Source organism: Actinokineospora sp. HUAS TT18 (assembly GCF_051364635.1).
In the GTDB taxonomy this organism is placed as follows: Bacteria; Actinomycetota; Actinomycetes; order Mycobacteriales; family Pseudonocardiaceae; genus Actinokineospora.
The window spans coordinates 6,928,872-6,951,789 of sequence record NZ_CP195645.1 but is presented as its reverse complement, the minus strand read 5'-3'; the positions used below and the strand labels follow the sequence as shown (position 1 = coordinate 6,951,789).

General features: G+C 70.9%; 26 protein-coding genes. 12 read left to right on the top strand and 14 right to left on the bottom strand.

Going from position 1 to position 22,918, the window contains the following annotated elements; genetic code table 11:
- Positions 1-5: 5 nt before the first annotated feature.
- The 6 genes from ACSHT8_RS32380 to ACSHT8_RS32355 all read right to left on the bottom strand — a co-directional run bounded on the left by ACSHT8_RS32380 (position 6) and on the right by ACSHT8_RS32355 (position 5,041).
- Positions 6-659: a response regulator gene (locus tag ACSHT8_RS32380; protein ID WP_436495490.1), complete on the bottom strand. Its 654-nt coding sequence runs from the start codon at positions 657-659 to the stop codon at positions 6-8.
- Positions 656-1,747: a sensor histidine kinase gene (locus tag ACSHT8_RS32375; RefSeq protein ID WP_436495489.1), complete on the bottom strand. Its 1,092-nt coding sequence runs from the start codon at positions 1,745-1,747 to the stop codon at positions 656-658. Before ACSHT8_RS32375 ends, ACSHT8_RS32380 begins: the two co-directional genes overlap by 4 nt.
- Positions 1,744-2,208 carry a hypothetical protein gene (locus ACSHT8_RS32370; protein ID WP_436495487.1) on the bottom strand — a complete coding sequence of 155 codons (465 nt, stop codon included), beginning with the start codon at positions 2,206-2,208 and terminating at the stop codon, positions 1,744-1,746. Before ACSHT8_RS32370 ends, ACSHT8_RS32375 begins: the two co-directional genes overlap by 4 nt.
- 72 nt (positions 2,209-2,280) lie before the next feature.
- Positions 2,281-3,663, bottom strand: a complete 1,383-nt coding sequence (locus ACSHT8_RS32365; protein ID WP_436495485.1) for an NAD(P)(+) transhydrogenase (Re/Si-specific) subunit beta — start codon at positions 3,661-3,663, stop codon at positions 2,281-2,283.
- Complete coding sequence (locus ACSHT8_RS32360) at positions 3,660-3,953, bottom strand: NAD(P) transhydrogenase subunit alpha (RefSeq protein WP_436495483.1); 294 nt, start codon at positions 3,951-3,953, stop codon at positions 3,660-3,662. The genes ACSHT8_RS32365 and ACSHT8_RS32360 overlap by 4 nt, the downstream gene beginning before the upstream one ends.
- Complete coding sequence (locus ACSHT8_RS32355) at positions 3,953-5,041, bottom strand: Re/Si-specific NAD(P)(+) transhydrogenase subunit alpha (protein ID WP_436495481.1); 1,089 nt, start codon at positions 5,039-5,041, stop codon at positions 3,953-3,955. The genes ACSHT8_RS32360 and ACSHT8_RS32355 overlap by 1 nt, the downstream gene beginning before the upstream one ends.
- A 192-nt stretch (positions 5,042-5,233) precedes the next feature.
- Here ACSHT8_RS32355 and ACSHT8_RS32350 point away from each other — a divergent pair, with 192 nt between their 5' ends.
- Together ACSHT8_RS32350 and ACSHT8_RS32345 are read left to right on the top strand one after the other, a co-directional pair.
- Positions 5,234-7,156, top strand: coding sequence for a discoidin domain-containing protein (locus tag ACSHT8_RS32350; RefSeq protein WP_436495479.1), 1,923 nt, complete (start codon positions 5,234-5,236; stop codon positions 7,154-7,156).
- A gap of 114 nt (positions 7,157-7,270) precedes the next feature.
- Entirely contained in the window at positions 7,271-8,434 is a 1,164-nt protein-coding gene (locus ACSHT8_RS32345) for an ROK family transcriptional regulator (protein ID WP_436495477.1), read from the top strand.
- On the opposite strand, the gene ACSHT8_RS32340 is transcribed toward ACSHT8_RS32345, so the two are convergent.
- Complete coding sequence (locus ACSHT8_RS32340; protein ID WP_436495475.1) at positions 8,431-9,069, bottom strand: hypothetical protein; 639 nt, start codon at positions 9,067-9,069, stop codon at positions 8,431-8,433. The genes ACSHT8_RS32345 and ACSHT8_RS32340 overlap by 4 nt on opposite strands.
- 163 nt (positions 9,070-9,232) lie before the next feature.
- Positions 9,233-9,862, bottom strand: a complete 630-nt coding sequence (locus ACSHT8_RS32335) for a TetR family transcriptional regulator (protein ID WP_436495473.1) — start codon at positions 9,860-9,862, stop codon at positions 9,233-9,235.
- 64 nt (positions 9,863-9,926) lie between these two features.
- Here ACSHT8_RS32335 and ACSHT8_RS32330 point away from each other — a divergent pair, with 64 nt between their 5' ends.
- From ACSHT8_RS32330 to ACSHT8_RS32315, 4 genes are all read left to right on the top strand, one after another.
- Positions 9,927-11,021 carry a ferredoxin reductase gene (locus ACSHT8_RS32330; RefSeq protein WP_436495471.1) on the top strand — a complete coding sequence of 365 codons (1,095 nt, stop codon included), beginning with the start codon at positions 9,927-9,929 and terminating at the stop codon, positions 11,019-11,021.
- Between the two features lie 10 nt (positions 11,022-11,031).
- On the top strand, positions 11,032-12,144 hold the full coding sequence (locus tag ACSHT8_RS32325; protein ID WP_436495469.1) for a fatty acid desaturase family protein: 1,113 nt from the start codon (positions 11,032-11,034) through the stop codon (positions 12,142-12,144).
- A gap of 23 nt (positions 12,145-12,167) precedes the next feature.
- Positions 12,168-12,383, top strand: coding sequence for a hypothetical protein (locus tag ACSHT8_RS32320; RefSeq protein WP_436502237.1), 216 nt, complete (start codon positions 12,168-12,170; stop codon positions 12,381-12,383).
- A 188-nt stretch (positions 12,384-12,571) separates the two neighbouring features.
- Positions 12,572-12,781, top strand: coding sequence for a hypothetical protein (locus tag ACSHT8_RS32315; protein WP_436495467.1), 210 nt, complete (start codon positions 12,572-12,574; stop codon positions 12,779-12,781).
- Between the two features lie 33 nt (positions 12,782-12,814).
- On the opposite strand, the gene ACSHT8_RS32310 is transcribed toward ACSHT8_RS32315, so the two are convergent.
- The 4 genes from ACSHT8_RS32310 to ACSHT8_RS32295 are packed head-to-tail and all read right to left on the bottom strand — an operon-like array spanning position 12,815 to position 17,434.
- On the bottom strand, positions 12,815-14,365 hold the full coding sequence (locus ACSHT8_RS32310; RefSeq protein ID WP_436495465.1) for an acetolactate synthase large subunit: 1,551 nt from the start codon (positions 14,363-14,365) through the stop codon (positions 12,815-12,817).
- 23 nt (positions 14,366-14,388) lie between these two features.
- Complete coding sequence (locus ACSHT8_RS32305; protein ID WP_436495464.1) at positions 14,389-15,762, bottom strand: FAD-binding oxidoreductase; 1,374 nt, start codon at positions 15,760-15,762, stop codon at positions 14,389-14,391.
- Positions 15,763-15,780: 18 nt separating this feature from the next.
- Positions 15,781-16,839 carry an NAD(P)/FAD-dependent oxidoreductase gene (locus ACSHT8_RS32300; protein ID WP_436495462.1) on the bottom strand — a complete coding sequence of 353 codons (1,059 nt, stop codon included), beginning with the start codon at positions 16,837-16,839 and terminating at the stop codon, positions 15,781-15,783.
- Positions 16,840-16,849: 10 nt separating this feature from the next.
- Complete coding sequence (locus tag ACSHT8_RS32295; protein WP_436495460.1) at positions 16,850-17,434, bottom strand: TIGR03086 family metal-binding protein; 585 nt, start codon at positions 17,432-17,434, stop codon at positions 16,850-16,852.
- Between the two features lie 82 nt (positions 17,435-17,516).
- Here ACSHT8_RS32295 and ACSHT8_RS32290 point away from each other — a divergent pair, with 82 nt between their 5' ends.
- Positions 17,517-18,281 (top strand): AraC family transcriptional regulator, encoded by a 765-nt coding sequence (locus tag ACSHT8_RS32290; protein ID WP_436495458.1) that lies wholly within the window; start codon positions 17,517-17,519, stop codon positions 18,279-18,281.
- Complete coding sequence (locus ACSHT8_RS32285; RefSeq protein ID WP_436495456.1) at positions 18,278-18,694, top strand: GNAT family N-acetyltransferase; 417 nt, start codon at positions 18,278-18,280, stop codon at positions 18,692-18,694. Before ACSHT8_RS32290 ends, ACSHT8_RS32285 begins: the two co-directional genes overlap by 4 nt.
- Here the strand turns inward: ACSHT8_RS32285 and ACSHT8_RS32280 are convergent.
- Entirely contained in the window at positions 18,687-19,118 is a 432-nt protein-coding gene (locus ACSHT8_RS32280; protein ID WP_436495454.1) for a tetratricopeptide repeat protein, read from the bottom strand. The genes ACSHT8_RS32285 and ACSHT8_RS32280 overlap by 8 nt on opposite strands.
- Before the next feature lie 67 nt (positions 19,119-19,185).
- On the opposite strand from ACSHT8_RS32280, the gene ACSHT8_RS32275 reads away from it, so the two are divergent.
- Entirely contained in the window at positions 19,186-20,235 is a 1,050-nt protein-coding gene (locus ACSHT8_RS32275) for an FAD-dependent oxidoreductase (protein WP_436495452.1), read from the top strand.
- On the opposite strand, the gene ACSHT8_RS32270 is transcribed toward ACSHT8_RS32275, so the two are convergent.
- A complete protein-coding gene (locus ACSHT8_RS32270; protein WP_436495450.1) occupies positions 20,236-20,994 on the bottom strand; it encodes an SGNH/GDSL hydrolase family protein in 759 nt (252 codons plus the stop codon). It lies immediately after the preceding gene.
- A gap of 55 nt (positions 20,995-21,049) precedes the next feature.
- Between ACSHT8_RS32270 and ACSHT8_RS32265 the strand changes: the two genes are divergently transcribed.
- The 3 genes from ACSHT8_RS32265 to ACSHT8_RS32255 are packed head-to-tail and all read left to right on the top strand — an operon-like array spanning position 21,050 to position 22,901.
- Complete coding sequence (locus tag ACSHT8_RS32265; protein ID WP_436495448.1) at positions 21,050-22,129, top strand: WD40/YVTN/BNR-like repeat-containing protein; 1,080 nt, start codon at positions 21,050-21,052, stop codon at positions 22,127-22,129.
- Positions 22,126-22,506, top strand: coding sequence for a VOC family protein (locus ACSHT8_RS32260; protein ID WP_436495446.1), 381 nt, complete (start codon positions 22,126-22,128; stop codon positions 22,504-22,506). Before ACSHT8_RS32265 ends, ACSHT8_RS32260 begins: the two co-directional genes overlap by 4 nt.
- Positions 22,503-22,901, top strand: a complete 399-nt coding sequence (locus ACSHT8_RS32255; RefSeq protein ID WP_436495444.1) for an OsmC family protein — start codon at positions 22,503-22,505, stop codon at positions 22,899-22,901. The genes ACSHT8_RS32260 and ACSHT8_RS32255 overlap by 4 nt, the downstream gene beginning before the upstream one ends.
- Positions 22,902-22,918: the final 17 nt, after the last annotated feature.

Genomic DNA, 22,918 nt, shown 5'->3' with positions numbered 1-22,918 from the left:
GCCCATCATCGCCGACCGGGCCGGACCAGTCCGCTCTCGTAGGCGAAGACCACGGCCTGGGTGCGGTCGCGCAGGCCGAGTTTCGACAGCACGTTGCGCACGTGGGTCTTGACCGTCTGCTCGCCCAGCACGAATTCCGCGGCGATCTCCAGGTTGGACAGGCCGCGGGACAGGGCGGTCAGGATCTCCCGTTCCCGCGCGGTCAATGTGTCCAAACGGGACGTGTCGGTCGGGCCTGGGGCGTCGGCGAAGGACTCGATCAGGCGGCGGGTGACGCTGGGTGCCAGCAGGGCCTCCCCCGCCGCGACGACGCGGACGGCGGCGACCAGGTCGGTGGCGGGGGCGTCCTTCAGGAGGAAGCCGCTGGCGCCCAGGCGGAGGGCGGCGTAGACGTAGTCGTCGATGTCGAACGTGGTCAGCATGACCACGCGGGACTCGCCTGCGGACAGGATCTCGCGGGCGGCGGTCAGGCCGTCCATCACCGGCATGCGGACGTCCATGAGCACGACGTCCGGCTGGACCTCGGCGCACACCCGGACGGCCTCGGCGCCGTCGCACGCCTGGCCGGTGACCGTGATGTCGGGCTGGGCGTCGAGCAGGGCGCCGAAGCCCGCGCGGACCATGGCCTGGTCGTCGGCGATCACGACGGTGATGGTCACTGGTCTCCCAGGGGCAGGACGGCGCGCAGGCGGTGGCCGCCGTCGGGGTGGTCGATGTCCAGCGTGCCACCGAGCATCTCGACGCGTTCGCGGACGCCGCGCAGGCCGTGTCCGGGTGGGGACGGCGCGGGCGGCCGCTCCGGCGCCGCGTTGGCCACCTCGACCACCACGGCCTTCCCCTCCTGCCGGACCGACACGGTTGTCGCCGCGCCTGGGGCGTGCCGGACGACGTTGCTCAGGCCCTCCTGCACGATCCGGTACGCGGCCAGTCCCACGGTGTCGGGGACCTCGTCGACGGCGCACTCCAGCGTGACCGGTACCCCGCGCACGCCCGCGACGAGCGCGTCGAGGTCGCCGATTCCCGGCTGCGGGGCCAGTTCCACCGCGCCGCCGCGCAGCACGCCGAGCAGCCTGCGCATCTCGGTGAGCGACGCGCGTGCCGTGCCCGCGATCTCGGCCAGCTCGGCGCGCGCGGCGTCGGGCAGGTCGGGGATCCGGTACGGCGCGGTCTCGGCGGACACGGCCACGATCGACATGTGGTGGGCGACGATGTCGTGCATCTCCCGCGCGATCCGCGCCCGCTCCTCCAGCGCCACCCGCTGCTCGCGTTCCTCGACCACCTGCCCGCGCAGACCGGACCACCACTCCCCCGCCGCCGCGACGGCCGCGACGAGCAGCGCCATGCCGACGGCGGAGAGCCACGCGTCGGGATCGGCCGACGCGGGCGCCAGCCCGAGCCCGGTCGCCGCGACCAGCGCCACCAGACCGACCGTGTCTCGGCGTACCCCACGAACGCCGAGCACCCAGGCCATCACGGCGAGCACGAGCACGCTGCTGACCGCCCACGGCCACGGCTCGTCGGAGTCGTCCGGCAGCACAGCCACGGTGGCGAGCGCCGTGCCCGCGCACGACAGGTACGCCAGCCACGCCGCCACCACGGGCGCGCGTCGGCAGATCAGCACCGGCACCGCCCTGGCCACCGCCGCGGGCAGGATGAGCCCGGACGCCTCCGGGTAGTGCTGGACCAAGTCCAGATACCCGAGCACCAAGACCGCCACCGAGCCGATCACCGGCCAGTTCGGCTTCATGACGCGACCCTACGGTCCTGGACCGCCACGCAGCCCCGCACCACGGCGACCGCGACCACCTGGATGCCCAGCGCCACCAGCGAGTGCACGAGCCACGCGCCGGCGAGCGTCGGGCCGCCCCAGGCGGTGTCGAAGATCCGGTCGGCTGAGAACGGGTGGCCGATGGCCGGGATCGCGTCGGGCCTCAGGAAGTACAGATAGCCGGTGTACGTCACGAACAGGCCGACGGCGGTCATGGCGAACGCGACCACCCCGAGCGGCACGGCGGCCAGCGCCCCCGACACCCCCTGCCGCCGCACCTCGCCGCCGACGGGGAACCGCGCCGCCACCGCGTACCGCACCCGCGACAGCGGCCCGGCCAGCCCGAACGGTGCGCACAGCACCGTCGCCAGCGCGAGCGGAAGTGTTGTCAGGCCCCGGACCAGTGGGACCGCCACCCAGTCGAACAGTCTCTTCTTCATGTCCCTGACGGTAGGCAGACCGTCGCTTCGGGACATCAATCGTGGGAGGGAAATCGTTGTCCCTCAAAAGAGTTAGAGTGCCTTCAGTTCCTCCGTCACCTCGTTGACCGACGACTTCGCGTCACCGAACAGCATCGAGGTTTTCGGGTCGAAGTACAAAGCGTTGTCCACACCCGCGAAGCCGGGAGCCATCCCGCGCTTGAGCACGATCACCGACCGGCTCTCGTCGACGTTGAGAATGGGCATGCCGTAGATCGGCGACGCCTGATCGGTGCGCGCGGCCGGGTTGGTGACGTCGTTGGCGCCGATGACCATGGCGACGTCGGTTCGGCTGAACTCGCGGTTGATCTCGTCCATCTCTTTGAGACGGTCGTACGGCACGTCGGCCTCGGCGAGCAGGACGTTCATGTGTCCCGGCATGCGCCCGGCGACCGGGTGGATGGCGTAGTAGACCGAGACTCCTTTGGACTCCAACAGGTCCGCCATCTCGCGCACCGCGTGCTGGGCCTGAGCCACAGCCATCCCGTAGCCGGGCACGATGATCACCTGGTTGGCGAAGGCCATCTGGACCGCGGCGTCGGACGCGCTCGTGCGCCGGACCGTGCCCTCGATGGCCGTGCCCGCGCCGCCGCCCCCGCCGAAGCCGCCCGCGACGATCGCCGGGATCGAGCGGTTCATCGCCTTGGCCATGAGGTTGGTCAGGATCGAGCCGGACGCGCCGACGATCATGCCCGCCACGATGAGCGCGGTGTTGTTGAGCGCCAACCCCATCGCCGCCGCGCTGAGCCCGGTGAGCGCGTTCAGCAGGGAGATGACGACCGGCATGTCCGCGCCGCCGATCGGGAGCACCACCATGACGCCCAGGACCGCGGCGGCCACGAGCAGGCCGATCATCAGCCACTCGCTGTCGCCGCCAGTCACGACCACCGTCGCGCAGACCACCGCGATGAGGAGCAACAGCAGGTTCAGCGGCTGCTGGAGGCGGCCGATGCCGATGGGGCGCCCGGAGATCAGTTCCTGGAGCTTGCCGAAGGCGACGTTGGAGCCCCAGAACGACACCGAGCCGACGATCGCGGAGAACAGGCTCGCGATGGCCACATACGCGGGCTCGTGCGCGAATCCGTCACTCTGGCGGAACTCCACCCACGCGATCAGCGCGACCGCGCCGCCGCCGACGCCGTTGAACAGCGCCACCATCTGCGGGATAGCGGTCATCTTGACGCGCTTGGCCGCCGGGACGCCGACCACCGTGCCCAGGACTACACCGAGCACTATCAGCACCCAGTTGCCCATGCCAGGGGTCAACAGCGTCGCCACAACGGCTATCGCCATGCCGACGGCGGCGATCAGGTTGCCGCGCACGGCGGTGCGCGGGCCGGTCAAGCCCATCAGGCCGTAGATGAACAGGGCGAACGCGACGATGTAGAGGCACTGGATCAGGACTTCGCGGCTCATTTGTCCGTCCCCTTGGAACGGTCCTTGAACATGGCGAGCATCCGGTCGGTCACCAGGAACCCGCCGACGACGTTGATCGTGCCAAACGCGATCGCGATGACCAGCAGGATCTTGTCGAGCACGCTCTCGGCGCCGAGTCCGAGCACGATCAGCCCGCCGAGCAGCACGATCCCGTGGATGGCGTTGGTGCCCGACATCAGCGGCGTGTGCAAGGTGTTGGGCACCTTGGAGATCACCGCGAAGCCGACGAAGCCCGCGAGCACGAGCACCGCCAGGTTCTGCACCAGCATCAGGGCCCCTTCCTGGTCACGCACGCCCCGGCGACGACCTCGTCGCCGAAGTCGATCGCCAGCGCACCGTCGGCGTCGACGAGCAGTTCCAACAGCGCCTGCACGTTGCGCGCGTAGAGCTCACTGGCGTGCTCGGGCATCGTCGCGGGCAGATTGAGCGGCGCGGCGATGGTGACGTCGTGGACCACGACCGTCTCCCCCGGCTCGCTCAGCTCGCAGTTGCCGCCCGCCTCACCCGCGAGGTCGATGACGACGCTGCCGGGCCGCATCCCCTTCACGGCCTCGGCGGTGACCAGCGTCGGCGCCGTCCGCCCGGGCACCAGCGCGGTCGTGATCACCGCGTCGAACCCGCCGATGGCCTGCGCCAGCTGCCGCTGCTGCTCGGCCCGCTCCGCGTCGGTCAGCGCCCGCGCGTAGCCGCCCTCACCGGTGGCCTCGATGCCGAGGTCGAGCCACTGCCCGCCGACCGAACGCACCTGCTCGGCCACCTCGGGCCGCACGTCGTACCCCGTCGTGTGCGCCCCAAGCCTGCGAGCGGTGGCGAGAGCCTGAAGGCCCGCGACACCGACACCGAGGACGAGGACCTTCGCCGGCGGGACCGTGCCCGCCGCGGTGGTCAACATCGGAAAGAACCGCGTGAGCCGCTCCGCCGCGAGCATGGCGGCCCGGTATCCCGCCACGTTGGCCTGCGACGAGAGCGCGTCCATGCTCTGCGCTCTGGAGATCCGCGGCACGGACTCCATGGCGAAGCCGGTGATCCCGGCTCCGGCCAGGGCTTCTATGCCCGCGGGGTCGGTCAGCGGGGCCAGGAACCCGATGAGGACCGCCCCAGCCGTGAGCCGCGCGACCTCCTCACCCGTCGGCGGCGCCACCTTGACCACGACGTCGGCCGCCCACGGGTCGCCGAGCGTGGCCCCGGCTCTGACGTAGGCGTCGTCCGGGATGAGGGCGGCCGCGCCTGCCCCTTGCTCGACCACGACGTCCAGGCCACGGGCACGCAGCCGCTCGACCACCTTGGGCACGAGCGCCACCCGGCGTTCCCCCGCGGCGGACTCCCGCGGGACGCCTACGACTGTGTTGGCGGTCACAGTACAGTTGTACCATTTGTCGCCCCGGAATCCATCGCGCCACTCGGCTGATCACATTGCCAATCGGAAGAGATCTGATCTATTGGAGATCAACTGGCAATTGGCAACACCTGCAGCGTCGTCCCAGGAGACGCGAGGCGTGTCCTACTCAGCGGTAGACATGGTTCCCCCTGCGGCTCTCCTGGAGACCACATGCGCTTCGCTCCCCTCCTGCTCGCGACCGCCTTAGCCGGTGGGCTCGCGACGGTGACCGCCACGCCCGCGTTGGCGGCGGACACCAACCTGGCCCTGTCCAAGCCCGCCACCGGCTCGACCGCCTGCGCCACCGCCGAAGGGCCGGACAAGGCCGTCAACGGCTCCGTTTCCGGTGGTAACAGCGACAAGTTCTGCTCGCTCGCCTCGACCAAGTACCTCCAGGTCGACCTCGGCGGGTCCGCCACGATCAGCGGCTTCACGGTCAAGCACGCGGGTGCGGGCGGCGAGCCCACGACCTACAACACCAAGGCGTTCACCATCGCCACGTCGGCGGACGGCACGAACTGGACCACCCAGGTCACCGTCACCAACAACACCGCCAGCACCACCACCCACCCCGTCACCGCGACCGGCCGCTACGCCCGGCTGAACATCACCACCCCGACGCAGACCTCCGACACCGCCGCGCGGATCTATGAGTTCGAGGTGGTCGGCAGCCTGTCGACGCCGCCGCCCGCGGGGAGCAACATCGCGCTCAACAAGCCAGCGACCGGGTCGGCGGCGTGCAACGCGAACGAGGGGCCGGGCAAGGCCGTCAACGGGACGGTCAACGGCGGCAACAGTGACAAGTTCTGCACCACCGCGTCGACCAAGTTCCTGCAGGTCGACCTGGGGTCCTCGGCGAGCATCACCGGGTTCACCGTGAAGCACGCCAGTGCGGGCGGCGAGTCGGCGACGTTCAACACCAAGGCGTTCACCATCGCCACCTCGGCCGACGGCGCGAACTGGACCACACGGGCCACCGTCACCAACAACACCGCGGGCACGACGACCCACTCCGCCACGGCGACGGCCCGGTACGCGCGGCTCAACATCACCACGCCGACACAGTCGTCGGACACCGCCGCGCGGATCTACGAGTTCGAGGTGCAGGGCACCGGCGGTACGGCGCCGACCGTCATCCCGGTGTTCGACCAGATCCCGCAGTTCGGCATCTACGTCAGCACCGAGCCCAACTACACCCCGCCCGCGGGCGTGCTGATGTGGAACCGCGGCACCGAGTACGCGCGCAAGCTGACCACCGAGGAACAGGGCAAGCTCGGCAGCGACGTCGCCCTGCGGCTGACCTACCACGCGCAGTGTGACAACTACGACCGGTTCGGCTCGCTGTTCTACATCAGCATGCCCAAGGGCGAGGCCCCGACGCCGACCACGCCGCGGGTCACGCTGACCGACTTCATCACCCCGTTCAGCGACTACTGGCAGGGCAGCAAGGCCACCCTGGTCTACCCGGACGCGCCGATGGCCGCCTACGCCAACGCGCTGGCCGACACCACCCGCGACGTCTACGTCGGCATCAGCGGCGGGTCGAACCCGTACGCGCAGGACGCCTGCTCGAACCGGCCGGTGGACGCGGCGTTCAAGGCGGTCGGGTTCAAGTACTCGCTGTCCCTGGTCTCCGCGCAGCCGCTGGGCGCGGGCAAGACCGGCGTCGTCAGCGCCCTGTCGCGCTACGAGATCCGGACGAACAACTACACGACCACCGCGATGAAGCACGGCGCCACGCGCGGGACGCTGGCGGTGAGCATCGCGGGCTACGGCGCGGCGGCGGGTGGCGAGGAGTACTCCAACACCACGGTCACGCTGACCGCGCTTGGCCGGGAGGTCGGCCGGTTCAGCACCCAGGTCGACTGCGCGGCCTACGAGCAGTACAGCCCGGACGGCAACCCGGGGATCTTCCGCAACAACCTCACGACCAACCCGCGCAGTTGGTGCCCCGGCCGCCTGGTGGAGACCCGCTTCTTCGACCTGGGCGACATCACCGCCCAGGACGTCGCGGTGACCATCGGGATCGGCCGACCGGTCCCGTTCGTCGGTGACTCCAACTACCGCACGAGCGTCGCGCTGATCGAGCGCTGAGCCGGACGGGCCGCCCTCCCGGTGGGGTGAGGGCGGCCCGTTCACTTGCCATTGGTCTGAACCATTGCGTACAGTGCCGCTCACTTCCGTCACCCAACGAAGTAAGTTACGGACATGACGCGGCTGCGGTACACCGGCAAGGCGACGATCGAGTCACTGCGCGAGCACAACGACGCCCTCGTGCTGCAGTCGATCGCCCAGGGCGGCCGGGCCCGCACCGACGTGGTGCGCGAGACCGGCCTGCCCGCCGCCACCGTGTCGACGATCGTGTCGACCCTGGTCGAGCGCAAGCTGGTCCGCGAGGCGGGCCACGCCGTCTCCCGCGGCGGCAAACCGCGCACGCTGCTGGAACTCGACGACGACCACCACCGGTTCATCGGCGTGCACATCGGCCGCGAGCGCGCGACGGCGCAGCGGCTCACGCTGGCCGGGCGGCTGGAGCAGCGCGCGTCCACGGCCGTGCCCGCGGAGTTCGACCCGGCCGTCATCGCCCGCCTGATCCGCAGGGTGCGGACCGAGAACGTGACCGCGATCGGCTTGTCCGTGCCCGGGATCGTGGCCCCGGACGGCGTGGTCCGCTCGGCGGTCAACTTCGGTTGGAACTGGCTTCCGCTGGGCGCCGAACTCGCGCAGCGCTGCGGCCTGCCGGTGCACGTGGTGAACGACGCCAACGCGATCGCACTGTCCGAAGTGGCCCACAGCGCCGACACCGGCCCGGACCTCGTGCTGCTGTGGCTCGGCACCGGCATCGGCGCGGGCATCGTGCTCGACGGCAGGCTGCACGAGGGCCGCGGCTTCCGCAGCGGCGAGATCGGCCACGTCGACATCGGCGTCGCCCTGCGCTGCCACTGCGGCCTCGTCGGCTGCCTGGAGACCGTGGCCGCGCTCCCGATCATCATCGGCGACGCGACGCCGGAGGTCATCGCGCGCTACGCGTCCTTCGCCGACGACAACACCACCCACGCGCTGGGCAAACGCGTCGACCGCGCCGCGCACGGCCTGGCGCGGGCGGTCTCGATGCTGACCGGCGCGCTCGACGTGGACGAGTTCGTCGTCGGCGGGCCGGTGACCGACGACCGGATCGGGCCGCGCCTGCTCGCCGCGGTCAACGCGGCGCTGGCCGCGCGCGTGATGTCGGGTTTCACCCCGGTGCGGCTGCGGTTCTCCGCGTTCGGCGAGGACAGCGCGGTCGTCGGCGCGGCGGCGCACGCCATCCGCCAGGAGTTCGGGGTGGCACTGACGATGGTCGCCGAGCCACCCCGAACCCACGCGGTCTAGCCCTCCAGGATCTTCTTCAGCGCGGCCATCCGCTCCCGCCACAGCTCACGCATCTCGGCGGCGGCGTCAGCGTCGGCGAGCTTCTCGATGGCGACGGCGACCTGAGTCTTGTCCGGCCCCTTGACCGTGACGCCCATGTTGATCTGCGTCTTGCCGTCCGGCCACAGCGCCCGCACGGACTTGCCGGGACGCGCCGTGCGGATCGTCAGCTCGACGCCCGGCAGCCACTGGTCGCGCAGCACCTCGTCGGTGAAGGCGGCGGTGGCGAGTTCGGCGGAGATGTTCATCGTCTTGCTGACGCTCACCGCGTAGTCCCCGGCGCGGCGCTGCCCGGGCTCACGCAGGCCGCGTGCCTGCTCGTAGGCGACGGTGATGCTCTGCGCCCACCAGCCGCTGACTCCGTGGGTCTCGAACAGCCAGGCCGCGATCTCCTTGTGCGGACGGTTGACCGCGCCCCACTTGTCGAGCAGCGCGAACCACTCCTCACGCGGGCGGCCGGACCCCTTGCGCACGGCATCGGCGCTGACCATCTCGTCGAGCGGGGCGATCAGCTGCCTGCGCGCGGCCGCGTAGCTCTCACCGGTCTTGGCCATGCGGGTGCGGACCTTGGTCTTGAACGTCCTCTGCTTCGTCATCATGCTCCCCGGCGGCCACAGCGAAACTCGCGCTTTCCCTGCTCCACCGATCAGAGCATGGCGAATCGGACGCACCGAGAACGCGAGGTTCCCTTTACCCCTATCGCGTCGGTGGCGCGAGCACCGAATCAGAGGTCAGGCGCGGTACAGCGCCGGAACCAGGTTAACTCCGCTGCCCCGGGCTCGTCCACCGGCTCATGCCGAGCACGATCAGTCGCAGCTGGCGCTCGGCGACGGACACGACCTCCGCGCGGTCGTCCGGGTGGTCGGCGACGTCCAGCAGCGCGGTGACGATCGACAGCATGCCGCTGACCATCAGGTCGGCGGCCATGCGCAGGTCGTCGGAGGACCACGTCGCCATGCCGGGGAAGCGGCCGAGGTCGGTGGCCAGCTCGCTGCCGAGCAGGCGCAGCTCGGCGTGGATCGCGCGGCGGACCGGTTCGACCCCGCCGTGGCGTTCGCGCAGCAGGAAGCGGAAGTGGGAGGCGTGCCGCCCGACCTGGTTGACCAGGATCGCCACCGAGCCGCGGATCGCGTCGCGGCCGGGGCTGCGCCTGGCTTCGCGGAGCATGGCACGCAGCGTGCGCATGGCCTCTTCGACCAGCACGACGCCGAGTTCGTCCATCGACGCGAAGTGCCGGTAGAACGCCGTGGGGACGATGCCGACCTCGCGGGTGACCTCGCGCAGGCTCAGGCTCGCCAGGCTCTCCTCCGCACTGAGCGCCGCGTCGAGCAGCGCCTGGCGGGTGCGCTGCTTGCGTTCCTGCCGCGACCCGACCGGTTCCACTGCCACGACGTTGAGAGTACGCGTGTGCACTGTCACACCTCCCTCGAGTTGACACCCACGCTCCAGCGCGATGCACTTTTCAGTGTACGCATGTTCACCGACGAGGGAGGTCACGGTGCGCACTTCCGGGTTGCGGTTGCTGGAGGCCCTGGCCACGCCCCACGGCATTGACCGCTATCTCGAACTGATCCACCCGACGCTGGTCATCCGCGAGCTGCGCGGTGAGGTGACAAGTGTTCACCGAAGCACGCCGGACACGGTCACGCTGACCGTCCGGCCGACCCGCCGCTGGCGCGGCTTCACCGCGGGCCAGTTCGTCCGCGTCTCCGTCGACATCGACGGCGTCCGCCGTACCCGCTGCTACTCCCCCGCGACCTCGCAGCACCGCGACGGCCGCTTCGAGCTGATCGTCAAGGCCCACCACGAGGGACTCGTGTCCCAGTGGCTGCGCCGCAACGCCAAGCCCGGGCTGGTGCTGCACCTGTCGCAGCCGGAGGGCACGTTCACCCTCCCCGCCACCCGGCCGGACAAGATCCTGCTCATCAGCGGCGGCAGCGGCATCACCCCGGTGTTGAGCATGCTGCGGACCCTGGCCGACGAGGGCTACGACGGACAGGTCGCGTTCCTGCACTACGCCTACCGCGAGTCCGACGTGCCCGCGCGCGAGGAACTGCGGCAGCGCGACGCCGTGCTGGCCTACACCGACGCGGACGACGGCGACCTCACCGGCTTCTTCGACGAGACCCACCTGCGCAAGGTCGCGCCCTGGTACGCCGAGGCGCAGACCTACCTGTGCGGCCCGCCCGGCCTCATGCGCAGCGTCCGCGAGACGTTCGCCGACCTCGGCGTCGCCGACCGCCTGCACACCGAGGACTTCGCCCCGGCACCCATCACCATCGACGCGGCTGACGCCACCGGCGACGTCACCTTCGCCCGCAGCAACAAGACCGCCGCGAACTCCGGCGCCACCCTGCTCGACCAGGCCGAGGCCGCCGGGCTCAAGCCAGAGCACGGCTGCCGCATGGGCATCTGCTTCTCCTGCACCCGCGTGAAGACGGCGGGCTGCGTGCGCGACGTGCGGAACGGCGCGCTGTCCACCGACCCCGACGAGGAGATCCAGCTGTGCGTCTCCGTCCCGGTCGGCGACGTCGCCATCGACCTCTAGGAGCATCGACATGACTCTCACCAAGGAACAGTTCGACGCGCTCGGCCGCGACCTCGACGAGTTGCGCGAGCGGACCATCGCCAAACTCGGCGACGACGACCGCGAGTACATCTACAACATCATCAAGGTCCAGCGGGCCCTCGAGGTGGCGGGCCGCGGCCTGCTGTTCGCCGGGTTCTTCCCTCCTGCCTGGGTGCTCGGCGTGACGGCGCTGTCGGTGTCGAAGATCCTCGACAACATGGAGATCGGCCACAACGTCATGCACGGCCAGTACGACTGGATGCGTGACCCCGCACTGAACTCCAAGATGTTCGAGTGGGACACCGTCGCGCCCGCGGAGAACTGGAAGCACTCCCACAACTACGTGCACCACACCTACACCAACATCCTCGGCAAGGACCGCGACATCGGCTACGGCGTCCTGCGGATGGACCAGGCACAGAAGTGGAACCCGTACTACCTCGGCAACCCGGCATACGCGCTGGCGCTGATGGCGTTCTTCCAGTGGGGCGTGATGCTGCACGATCTGGAGGCGGATCGTCTCCTTTCCGGCGAGAAGAAGTGGGCGGACGGCGCCGCCGCGCGCAAACGCATGTGGCACAAGGGGCTCAAGCAGACCCTCAAGGACTACGTGCTCTTCCCGGCGCTGACCGGGCCCATGTTCGTCACCACCCTCGCGGGCAACCTGACCGCCAACTTCGTGCGCAACGTCTGGGCGTTCTCCATCATCTTCTGCGGCCACTTCCCCACGGGCGTGCAGAGCTTCACCGAGGAAGAGACGGAGAACGAGAGCCGGGGCCAGTGGTACTACCGGCAGATGCTCGGTTCGGCCAACATCACCGGCGGACCCCTGTTCCACATCATGTCCGGCAACCTCTCCCACCAGATCGAGCACCACCTCTTCCCGGACATCCCCGCGCGGCGCTATCCGGAGATGGCCCCGGAGGTGCGCGCGATCTGCGCCAAGTACGGCCTGCAGTACAACACCGGCGGTTTCGCCAAGCAGCTGACTTCGGTGTTTGTGAAGATCGTGCGACTTGCCCTTCCGGACCGGCTCTGGGGCAAGCCGGACCGCCCGCCTGCCGGTACCGTCGGCGGTGGCCGCGCGGTGCGCGCGGCATGACGGACACCGGAACGGGAGCGACCATGGTCAGCGACTTCGAGGCGGCGAAGGACACCGTGCAGGAGGTCACCGAGTCCGCCGCGAGCCACATCGGCCGGATCGCGCTGATCATCACCGGCGCGGTGCGCGACATCGCCAGGGAGATCGGCGACCTGGCCACCGACATCATCGAGATGCGGGAGGCGTCGGACAAGGCCAAGGCCGACCGGCCGGCGCGGATCATCGACGAGCCAAGGTAGGTCACCAGCAGTAGGGCGAGAGCCCACGTTTGAGGATGCATACCCCTCAAACGTGGGCTCTCGCCCTTTTGTTGTCACACGATCGAGCGAACCAGCGGGCGGGCAAGGTCCACTCGTCCGAGGTCTCGTGGCCGCTTTTGTTGTCTGTCAGGCTTTTCTGGTCCGTACTGTCCAGCTAGGAGTGACACATGCGCACCACGGCAAGACGACTCGGCATCCTGCTCGGCGCGACCGCGCTCAGCTTCGCCCTGGCGACCCCGATGGCCTCCGCCGAGACCTCGACCGCCACCCACGACGACTGCTGCGGGCTGATCCTCGACATCGATCTCGACCTGACGCTCGACCTGCACCTCGGCCACCACCACCACGACTGGTGGTGTGAGTGGCCCCTCGGGTAAGCGGCGCGCCGATCCCGCACCTCATCCGCCGAGTCAGATCAGTGACGGCACCATGGCGTCGATGAGGTGCGGGCCCGGCTCGGCCAGCGCCCGGCTGAACTGCTCGGCCAGTTCCTCCGCCGTGGTCGCCCGCGTCGCCGGGACGCCCATCCCCTGCGCGATCGCCACGAAGTCCATGTCCGGTGTGGACAGATCGAGCAGCGAGTTCGCCACCGGACCACCCTGCGCGCCGACCCTCGTCAGCTCCATGCGCAGGATCGCGTAGGCGCGGTTGTTCAGGATCACCGTCGTCACGTTGAGGTTCTCCCGCGCCATCGTCCACAGCGCCGAGATCGTGTACATCGCGCTGCCGTCGGACTGCAGGCAGACCACCGGCCGGTCCGGGCACGCCACGGCCGCGCCGACCGCCACCGGCAGCCCTTGGCCGATCGCGCCGCCGGTCAGCGTGAGCACGTCGTGGCGGGGCGCGCCGACGGTCACCATCGGGATCATCAGCCCAGATGTGTTGGCCTCGTCGGAGATGATGGCGCCCTCCGGCAGCAGCGCGCCGATCACCTCGGCCCAGTTCTGCGGAGTCAGCACCCCCGAGGGAAGCGCGGGCCGGGAAGCCTGCTGCAACACGGGTTCGGCGTCGGCGGCGACCTCGTCGGCGAGCCGGTCGAGCGCGTCGGCGGTGTCGCTGCCGAGCGCGGCGAGGGTGTGCACCTTGCAGCCGTCCGGGGTCAGCTCGCTGGCCTTGCCGGGGTAGGCGAAGAACGAGACCGGCGCCTTGCTGCCGACCAGGATCAGGTGCTTGACGTCGGTGAGCTGCCACTGGACCTGCTCGGCGAGGTAGCCGAGCCGATCGATCGCGGGCAGCCCCTCGCCGCGCTCGAAGCGCGCGGGGAACGTCTCGACGAACACCTTCGCGCCCGTGGCGACCGAGATCCGGCTGGCCGCGCGAAGGCCGCGTTCCCGCGTGACACCCTTGCCCAGCAACAGCACCGCGGACTCGCCGGACCGAAGCACGTCGGCGACATCGGCGACCGCCGAGTCGTCCACAATGGACGCGGCGGGCGGCTCGACGGGCGAGGCGACCACGCCGCCGTCGCCCCAGGAGACGTCGGCGGGCAGGGTCAGGTTGGCGAGCTGTCCCGGCGCGGTCATCGCGGCGGCGACGGCCTCGGCGGCGTCCCGGCCGATCGCCGCGCTGTCCTGCGAAGTCCGCTTCCAACCATGCGTCCAGTCGGCCAGGGAGTCGATGTCGGACTCCAGCGGCGCGTCGAAACCCTTGTGGTACAGCGCGTGGTCGCCGATGACGTTGACGATCGGAGTGTGCGCGCGGCGGGCGTTGTGCAGGTTCGCCATGCCGTTGACCATGCCGGGACCCAGGTGCAGCAGGGTCGCGGCGGGCTTGTCGGCCATCCGCCCGTACCCGTCGGCCGCGCCGGTCACCACGCCCTCGAACAGCGCGAGCACGCCCCGCATCTCCGGCACGTCGTCGAGCGCGGCGACGAAGTGCATCTCCGAGGTGCCCGGGTTGGCGAAGCACACGTCGACACCGGAGTCGACCAGCGTGCGGATCAGGGACTGTGCGCCGTTCATGGAGTCCTTCTCTGGTACGGGGATCAGTCGAACAGGACGCCGGGGTTGAGGATCCCGGCCGGGTCGAACGCCTGCTTGACGCGCCGCATGACGGCGACCTTGGCCGGGTCCTCCAACTCGAGGAAGTACTGCTTCTTGGCATGGCCGATGCCGTGTTCGCCGGAGATCGCGCCGCCGAGCGCCATGCCCGCTTCGAACAGGCCATGCAGCACCGCCGAGCGTTTGGCCTCGTCCTTCTGGAACACCGCCAGGTGCACGTTGCCGTCGCCCGCGTGCCCGCAGCCGACCACGAAGGTCTCGTTGGCCTGGGCGATCTCGGTGACCTTGGCCATGAACTCCGGCAGGGCCGCGCGCGGCAGGACGGTGTCGATCACCTCGTCGGCGCCCGCGCCCTTCGCGGTGAAGAACGCCTTCTCCCTGGCCTCGATGAGCTTGCGCGCCGCGGTTCCCTCCAGCACGTACGCGTCGACCGCGCCGAGGTCGCTGAGCAGGGTGCTCGTGGCCTCGACGTCGGCTTCGAGCCGGTCGGGCAGACGGTTCTCCAGCATGACGACGAGGTAGGCCTGCGAGGTGTCGCGGACCTGGTCGGGGATGCCGAGTTTGAGGTCGGCGGTGTAGGTGATCGCGCCCATGGTCATCGCGTCGATGTATTCGAGGATCAGCGGGCCGATTCCGCTGCCGACGACCTTGGGCACCGCCCGCACCACCGAGGTGAGGTCGCCGAACGGGGCCAGGATGGTGGCCTGGTGGGTCACGCGCGGCTGGAGTCTGAGGATCGCCTCGGTGACCAGGGCCAGCGTGCCCTCCGAGCCGACGATGAGCTGGGTGAGGTCGTATCCGGTGCTGGCCTTGACGAACTTGCCGCCGGTCCGCAGGATCTCGCCGGTCGGGAGGACGGCCTGCAGGCCGAGCACGTGGTGGCGGGTGACGCCGTACTTCACCGCGCGCATCCCGCCCGCGTTGGTGGCCACGTTGCCGCCCAGGCTCGCGCTGAGCTCGCCCGGGTAGACCGGGTAGACGAGCCCGTCGGCGGCCGTCCGCTCCTCCAATTCCTGGAGGGTGACACCGGGTTGGACGACGGCGACGTGGTTGTCGGTGTCGATCTCGACGATCTGGTTCATCCGTTCGAAGGACACCAGCAGCCCGTCGGCGCGCGGCACCGCCGCCCCGGACAGCCCGCTGCCGGACCCGCGCGCGGTGACCGGGGTGTTGGTCTCGGTGGCCAGCTTCAAGATGTCGGCGACCTGTTCCGCCGACTCCGGCCGGACGACGAAAGCGGGCCGGACCGGGGCGGACGACAGCGTCTCGTCGTGGCTGTAGTCCTCCGACGCGTCGGCTCCGGCGATGACGTGTTCGGCGCCGACGAGGTCGGCCAGTTTCGCCCCGATGTCCATCACGTCAACATAGTGGCCGGATCAGCCCGGCGCCCAGAGGTCTTCGGATGTCACCGGTATGTCGGCCGGGATCGGCTCACCGAGGATGACCGCGGCGCCCGCCGCGGCGAGCGCGGGCGCGATCTGGATGCCGTAGCCGCCCTGGCCCGCGAAGAAGTGGAAGCCGGGGGCGGCCTCGCCGACCGCGGGGACACGGGTGGGGGTGAAGGTCCGCAGGCCCGCCCACGCGGTGCGGACCGAGCGCAGGGCCAGGGTGGTCACCTCGTTGACGCGTTCCATGGCCATCGCGATGTCGAGTTCGTCGGGCTTGGCGTCGCATGGATCGCTGGGCGTCTCGTCGGCGGGTGAGATCAACATGCCTGTGCCCTCTGGGCGCAGATAGAAGTGGTTCGCGGCGTCGCAGACCAGCGGCCACGCGGGGTCGACCGGGGCGCCGACCGCGATGGCGATAGTCCGCCGCAGCGGCTGGAGGCCGAGTCGGCGGACGCCCGCGAGCGCGGCGATCTCGTCGGCCCACGCGCCCGCCGCGTTGACGACTGTTCGCGTGCGGAGGGTCTCGGCGCCCACGGTGACCTGCCAGCCCGCGTCGTCGCTGGTCAGCGCGGTGACGCGGGCGCCCATCCTGATCTCGCCGCCGCGGGACTTCAGCAGGCGGACGTAGTGCTGGTGCAGGCCCATCGCGTCGAGGTCGCGCGTGCCCTGCTCGATCGCGATGGACCGGACCGTCTCCGGGCGCAGCGCGGGGAACAGTGCTTGTGCCTCGGCGGCGGTTGCCGGATCCGCGGTGCCCCCGGCCAGGTAGGCGTCGATCGTGGCGGTGCCTTCGTCGTCTGTCGCGACCCAGAGCATCGGGCGCGGCGACAGCAGGTCCGGGTCGAACCTGGCCAGGCTGGCGGCGGTCAGCGCGCGGATGACCGGGCCGCCGTAGCTGGGCAGGTAGACGGCGGCGGACCGGCCGGTGGTGTGCCGGGCGAGCATCGGCTCGGCCTCCACGAGCAATACGTCTCGGGAGGCGGCCAGCTCCGCCGCGACAGACACCCCGGCGATTCCGCCGCCGATCACCACCACGTCACGCGTCATGCCCGCGAGACTACGGCCGCCACTCCGGGTCGCGGCCACTCACGGCCAGCAGCCTGTCCACGGTCGACGCGTCGGCTCCCACCTTGACCTCCGGCCCGAACGCGGTCCACTCGCGGGCCATGTCCGCGATCTCCTCGGCGTCGACCAGCGCGGCCTCGGCGACGTCCGGGTCGATGGCGAGGTCCTGGCCGGTCGCCCTGGCGAGGTCCCAGCCGTGCAGGACGAGCTCGCCGTAGAGCATCTTGCCGATGAAGTCGGCCTGCCGGGGGTCGGAGGCCAGCACGGTCTCGCCGTCCCACGCTCCCGGTGCACCCCATGCCTTGACCGCGCGGTCGAGCCGGTCGGCGAAGAAGCCGGGCCAGTCGGCCTCGGCGGTGTAGTCGGTGCCTTCGGCCTCCGAGCCGTCCGACGGCACCGGCTGCTTGCGGGCGGCGCGCTCGGAGACGACGGCCGACCAGTGGGTGAGGTGGTTCGCCAGCGTGCGGACGTCCCAGTCCGCGCACGGGGTCGGGCGGTCGTACATGTCGGGCTTGACGTTGCCGACCACCGCGAGAACGCCCGCGGCCGCCCGCTCCATCACTGTCTGCTTGTCCATGCCCCAACGCTAAATTCGGCTCTGGCCTGGGGTCTTGAACAAACGCGACAGGATTGTCGGTGGCCCGGTCTAAGGTTTCGCTGTGCCGGTCCCACGCAAAGGCGTGCTCGGTGCGCAGGCGGCGCGCACCAGGTTCGAGTTGCGTGCGCTGGCGCCCTCGGCGGAACTGGCCGACTTCGTCGAGTACTACTGGCTGGTGTCGTGGCGGCGAACGACACCACACGAGCAGCAGGTGGTCCCGCACCCGAACGTCCACTTGGTGTTCGAGCCCGAAGGCACGCTGCTCTACGGCGTGATGCGCGGGCGGTTCGTGCGCAGGCTCGTCGGCGAGGGACACGTCCTGGGTGTCCGATTCCACCCTGGCGGGTTCCGGCCGTGGCTGGGCGGGCCGGTGTCCACACTGACCGACAAGGTCGTGCCGGACTTCCTCGACGTCGCGCCGGAGACGGTGCTGTCGGCGGGCGACGACGCGGCGATGGTGGCCGCGGCCGAGGCGGTGCTGATCCCGCGCAGGCCCGAGGCCGACCCCGTGGTGGCCGACGTCCGGTCGATGGTCGCGGCGATCGAGCAGGGTGTGTCCAGGGTGGACGAACTCGCGCGCGAGGCCGGGATGGCGGTGCGGTCGGTGCAGCGGCTGTTCAACGAGTATGTGGGCGTCGGGCCGAAGTGGGTGATCCGGCGGGTTCGCATGCACGAGGCCGCCGCGCGCGCCGAGTCTGGCGACGATGTGGACTGGGCGGCGCTGGCGGTCGATCTCGGGTACAGCGACCAGGCCCACTTCATCCGGGACTTCCGGAAGAATATTGGGGTTACGCCCGCGCGCTACGTCGCTACATTGCGGCCATGAGTGAGTTTGAGATCGACATCGATCGGGATCGGATCGACGTCGACGCGGCGTGGGCGTTCCTGTCGACCGAGGCGTACTGGGCGCGGTGGCGCACCCGCGAGCAGTTCGAGACACAGGTCGCGAACGCGTGGCGGCTGGTCGGCGCCTACGACCGCGCGACCGGCGCGCAGGTCGGCTTCGCGCGTGCCGTCTCCGACGGCGTCGCGCTCGGATACCTGGCCGATGTGCACGTGCTGGCGAGCGCGCGCGGTCAGGGCATCGCCAAGGCGATGGTCCGCGCGATGATCGACGACGGCCCCGGCGCCAATTTCCGCTGGATGCTGCACACCCAGGACGCGCACGACCTGTACCGGCCGTTCGGGTTCGCCGAGGCGGGCGAGACCTACCTGGAGCGGCCCGGCCGGGTCACCTGAGCACCGAGGCCAGGTCCTGTTTGAGCTGGCCTCGGTCCTCCTGGTCGGCGATCGCGACCTTGTCGGCCCGCTCGATGTAGTCGCGTGCCTGGTCGGTGCGGCCCGCGATGGCGTGCGCGCGGGCGATGGCCTCGTAGGCGAAGGCGAGGTCGAAGTCGGCGACGCCGTGTTCCTGGCACAGCGCGAGCGCGCGCTGCCCGTGCCACAGCGCGGGTTCGGGCCTGCCGAGCACGGCGTAGACGCGCGCGCACTGCCACTCGCCGCGGATGAGGTTCTGCGCGGTGCCGACCTCGCCCCAGTGGTACCGCGACGCGTGCGCCATGTGGATCATGCGGTCGTCGTCGGCCGGGCCGCGGTCGGTCCGGTCGAGCAGGTCCCACACGCTGTTGAACAGCGTGCGCGCCAGTTCGCGGTGGTCGGTCATCGGGACAGTGTGACCGATCAGACCGCCGAAACGGGAAGGCTCGGCTCACCCGCGCGTTGATCCTCATATGACCACCGAGGTGGACGTCGCCGTCATCGGCGCGGGGCAGGCGGGCCTGTCCAGCGCCTATCACCTGCGCCGGGTCGGCATGGACTTCGTCGTCTTGGACGCCAACCCCGGCCCGGGCGGGGCGTGGCGGCACCGCTGGCCGACGCTGCGGCTGGGCCGGGTGCACGGCATCCACGACCTGCCCGACTTCCCGCTCGGCGAGCGCGACCCGACCCGGCCGGCGTCCGAAGTGGTCGCCGACTACTTCGGCGCCTACGAGCGGGCGTTCGACCTGCCGGTGCTGCGGCCGGTCGCGGTCCACTCGGTGACCGACGACGGCCGCCTGCTGATCGACACCGACCGCGGCGTCTGGTCGGCGCGGGCACTGATCAACGCGACCGGCACCTGGGACAAGCCGTTCTGGCCGCACTACCCGGGCCAGTCGGACTTCCTGGGCATTCAGCTGCACACCGCGAACTACCGCGGCCCCGAGGACTTCGCGGGCAAGCGGGTCGTCGTTGTCGGCGGTGGGACGTCCGCGGTGCAGGCGCTGCTGGAGATCGCCCCGTTCGCGGCGGCGACGACCTGGGTCACCCGGCGTCCGCCGGTCTTCCACGAAGGCCCCTTCACCGAGGAGCACGGCCGCGCAGCCGTCGCCCGGGTGGATGAGGCCGTCCGCGCGGGCCGCTCCCCCGCGAGCGTCGTCAGCGTCACCGGCCTGGGGCTCACGCCCGAGGTCGTCGAGGGGCGCAGGACCGGAGTGCTCGACCGGCTGCCCATGTTCGACCGGATCGTCCCGACTGGCGTGACCTGGGCGGACGGCCGGTTCATCGAGGCCGACATGATCCTCTGGGCGACCGGTTTCCGCGCCGCGCTCGACCACCTCGCGCCACTGCGGCTGCGCGGGCCGGGCGGCGGGATCGTCATGGACGGCACCCGCGTCGTCGCCGATCCCCGAATCCACCTGGTCGGCTACGGCCCGTCGGCCAGCACCATCGGCGCCAACCGCGCGGGCCGCGCGGCGGTGAACGACCTGCGCAAGCTGCTGCCGACCCTGGCCGCGGCCTGACTAGCGCGGAGTCAGCTCCGGCAGCTTGGGCGCACGTCCGTCGCCGGACGACCGGCCCGTCAAGCGACGCCCGATCCACGGCCCGAGGTGCACCCGGGCCCAGCGCATGTCCGCCCGGACCCGAGAGGCGAGCGAAAGCGGGTTGGCGGGCACAGGCGCGGTCCAGTCGAACGAGCCCGGCAGACCCAGCGCGCGCAGCGTGGCCTCGGCGACCCGGCGGTGGCCCTCCGCGTTGAGGTGGATGCGGTCCTCGGCCCACAGCGCGGGCGAGTCGAACACCTTCTCGGAGAACAGGTCGACCACGATCGCGTCGTGCTCGGCGGCCAGCGCGTCGACCACGGACAGCAGCCGGGTGATGCGCGGCATCAGCCGGGCGCTGCCGCGCATCCGGCCGGTCGGGTCGATCACCCGGAACAGCATGAGCCGGGCACCGGACCCGGCGAGCGCGGCGGCGGCCTCGGTGATCTTGGCGGTCACCGCGCCGACGTCGCAGCCGGGGCGCAGCACGTCGTTCATGCCGCCGGCGAAGCTGACCAGGTCGGGACGCATGGCCACGGCGGCGTCGACCTGCTCGTCGACGATCTGGCGGACGAGCTTGCCGCGGATCGCGAGGTTGGCGTAGCGGAAGCCGGGGGCGTCGGCGGCGAGGCGGTCGGCGACGAGGTCGGCCCAGCCGCGGCAGGTGCCGTCGGGCAGGTCGTCGGACATCCCCTCGGTGAACGAATCCCCCAGGGCCACGAAGCTGGTGTACGTACTCATCGCGGCCAGCTTAGAACCTGGCCCTCGGCGTCACGGTCGGCTAGGTTCCGGCCACATGAAGCGACCCTTGATCATCGCCGCGCTCGCCGCGGTGACCGCCGGTTTGCTGCAGGCCCCCGCGTCGGCCACCCCGGCGCCCGGGCTCAGCCCGACCTGGCAGCTGTCCCCCACCGGATCCACCGCCCGCCTGCGCGGCCTGTCGGCGGTGAGCCACCGCGTCGCGTGGGCCAGCGGCAGCGAGGGCACCGTGCTGCGGACCGTCGACGGCGGCGCCACCTGGCAGCGCACGATCCCGCCCGGCGCCGCCGCCCTCCAGCTGCGCGACATCCAGGCGTTCGACGCCGACACCGCCGTGGCCATGAGCATCGGCACCGGCGAGGACTCCCGGATCTTCCGGACCGGGGACGGCGGCGCGACCTGGACCGAGGTCTTCCGCAACACCGAGCCGACCGCGTTCTACGACTGCCTCGCCTTCTGGGACCGCAGGCACGGCATCGCGCTGAGCGACCCGGTCGACGGCAAGTTCCGCGTGCTGTCGACCGAAGACGGCGGCGCGACGTGGACCGTCGTGCCGAACGACGGGATGCCCGCCGCGCTCGAAGGTGAGTTCGCCTTCGCCGCCAGCGGCCAGTGCGTCAGCGTCGCGGGCGGACGGGACGCGTGGATCGCCACCGGCGGCGGCGCCAAGGCGCGCGTCCTGCACAGCCGCGACCGCGGCCGCACTTGGACGGCCACCGACACCAACCTGGCCAGCGGCGCGAGCGCGGGCGTGTTCGCCACCGCGTGGCGTGACACCTTGCGCGGGATCGCCGTCGGCGGCGACTTCGCCGCCCCGACCAACGGCACCGACGCGCTGGGCACCAGCCGCGACGCGGGCCGGACCTGGCAGAAGCCGTCGACCGCGCCGCAGGGCTACCGCTCGGGCGTGGCGTGGCACCCGTTCGTCCAGACCGCCGCCATCGCCGTCGGACCGACCGGCAGCGACTACACGATCGACAGCGGCCGCACTTGGAAACAGTTCGACGCCGGTACGTTCGACACGGTTGACTGCGCGCGCGACGGCGCCTGCTGGGCGTCCGGCGCCACCGGCCGCGTGGGAATCCTGCGGCTCACCAGCCGAGAGGAAGACCGTTGACCTCCCTGATCCACAGCATCACCGTTGACAGCTCCGACCCTTACGCGCTGGGCACCTGGTGGAGCGGGGTCATCGGCTTGCCGGTCCACCCGGACGACCAGCCCGGCGACGAGGCCGTGCTCATCGAACTGCCCGCCGGGCCGCGGCTGCTGTTCGTCCAGGTCCCGGAGGCCAAGTCCGTCAAGAACAGGGTGCACCTCGACCTGTGTCCGAAAGGCACGCGCGACGAGGAGGTCGAGCGGCTGATCGGGCTCGGCGCCACCCTGGTCGACGACCAGCGCAGGCCGGACGGCCGGGGCTGGGTCGTGCTGGCCGACCCCGAGGGCAACGAGTTCTGCGTCGAGCGGGGCGAGGCCGAGCGGGCGGCGGCGGAGTGAGCCCGGTCGAGGTCGAGCGGACCGGCACCCACGAGTTCGTCGCGCGCAACGACCGGGGCGCTTCGGTCGCCATCGGCCGGGTGGGCCAGGCGGGCTCGTTCAGCCCGGTCGAGCTGCTGCTGGCCGCCGCGGCGGGCTGCGCGGCGGTGACCGGCGAGGAGCTGATCGTCCGCCGCGCGGGTGAGATACCCGTGCGGGTGACCGCCGCCGACGTGCGCCCGCCCGGCGCCCACCAGCTCGACGGCGTGGACCTGCTGCTCGACCTCGACCTGTCGGGCCTCGAAGCCGAGGCCCAGGACGAACTGCGCGCTGTCGTCCAGCGCGCGGTCGCCGCGCTTTGTACTGTGACTCGCACGCTCAAGCAGTCGGCTTCGGCGGACCTGAGATTCACCTAGCCCGCACGGTACGAAAT

Bases quoted from the DNA above. Each gene is read 5' to 3' on its own strand.
- ACSHT8_RS32375 (WP_436495489.1), bottom strand. From the start codon at position 1,747: ATGAAGCCGAACTGGCCGGTGATCGGCTCGGTGGCGGTCTTGGTGCTC.
- ACSHT8_RS32320 (WP_436502237.1), top strand. From the start codon at position 12,168: ATGGTCAGCGACTTCGAGGCGGCGAAGGACACCGTGCAGGAGGTCACC.
- ACSHT8_RS32360 (WP_436495483.1), bottom strand. From the start codon at position 3,953: ATGCTGGTGCAGAACCTGGCGGTGCTCGTGCTCGCGGGCTTCGTCGGC.
- ACSHT8_RS32265 (WP_436495448.1), top strand. From the start codon at position 21,050: ATGAAGCGACCCTTGATCATCGCCGCGCTCGCCGCGGTGACCGCCGGT.
- ACSHT8_RS32295 (WP_436495460.1), bottom strand. From the start codon at position 17,434: ATGGACAAGCAGACAGTGATGGAGCGGGCGGCCGCGGGCGTTCTCGCG.
- ACSHT8_RS32315 (WP_436495467.1), top strand. From the start codon at position 12,572: ATGCGCACCACGGCAAGACGACTCGGCATCCTGCTCGGCGCGACCGCG.
- ACSHT8_RS32275 (WP_436495452.1), top strand. From the start codon at position 19,186: ATGACCACCGAGGTGGACGTCGCCGTCATCGGCGCGGGGCAGGCGGGC.
- ACSHT8_RS32345 (WP_436495477.1), top strand. From the start codon at position 7,271: ATGACGCGGCTGCGGTACACCGGCAAGGCGACGATCGAGTCACTGCGC.
- ACSHT8_RS32340 (WP_436495475.1), bottom strand. From the start codon at position 9,069: ATGACGAAGCAGAGGACGTTCAAGACCAAGGTCCGCACCCGCATGGCC.
- ACSHT8_RS32325 (WP_436495469.1), top strand. From the start codon at position 11,032: ATGACTCTCACCAAGGAACAGTTCGACGCGCTCGGCCGCGACCTCGAC.
- ACSHT8_RS32330 (WP_436495471.1), top strand. From the start codon at position 9,927: ATGCACTTTTCAGTGTACGCATGTTCACCGACGAGGGAGGTCACGGTG.
- ACSHT8_RS32285 (WP_436495456.1), top strand. From the start codon at position 18,278: ATGAGTGAGTTTGAGATCGACATCGATCGGGATCGGATCGACGTCGAC.
- ACSHT8_RS32350 (WP_436495479.1), top strand. From the start codon at position 5,234: ATGCGCTTCGCTCCCCTCCTGCTCGCGACCGCCTTAGCCGGTGGGCTC.
- ACSHT8_RS32370 (WP_436495487.1), bottom strand. From the start codon at position 2,208: ATGAAGAAGAGACTGTTCGACTGGGTGGCGGTCCCACTGGTCCGGGGC.
- ACSHT8_RS32280 (WP_436495454.1), bottom strand. From the start codon at position 19,118: ATGACCGACCACCGCGAACTGGCGCGCACGCTGTTCAACAGCGTGTGG.
- ACSHT8_RS32365 (WP_436495485.1), bottom strand. From the start codon at position 3,663: ATGAGCCGCGAAGTCCTGATCCAGTGCCTCTACATCGTCGCGTTCGCC.
- ACSHT8_RS32310 (WP_436495465.1), bottom strand. From the start codon at position 14,365: ATGAACGGCGCACAGTCCCTGATCCGCACGCTGGTCGACTCCGGTGTC.
- ACSHT8_RS32270 (WP_436495450.1), bottom strand. From the start codon at position 20,994: ATGAGTACGTACACCAGCTTCGTGGCCCTGGGGGATTCGTTCACCGAG.
- ACSHT8_RS32300 (WP_436495462.1), bottom strand. From the start codon at position 16,839: ATGACGCGTGACGTGGTGGTGATCGGCGGCGGAATCGCCGGGGTGTCT.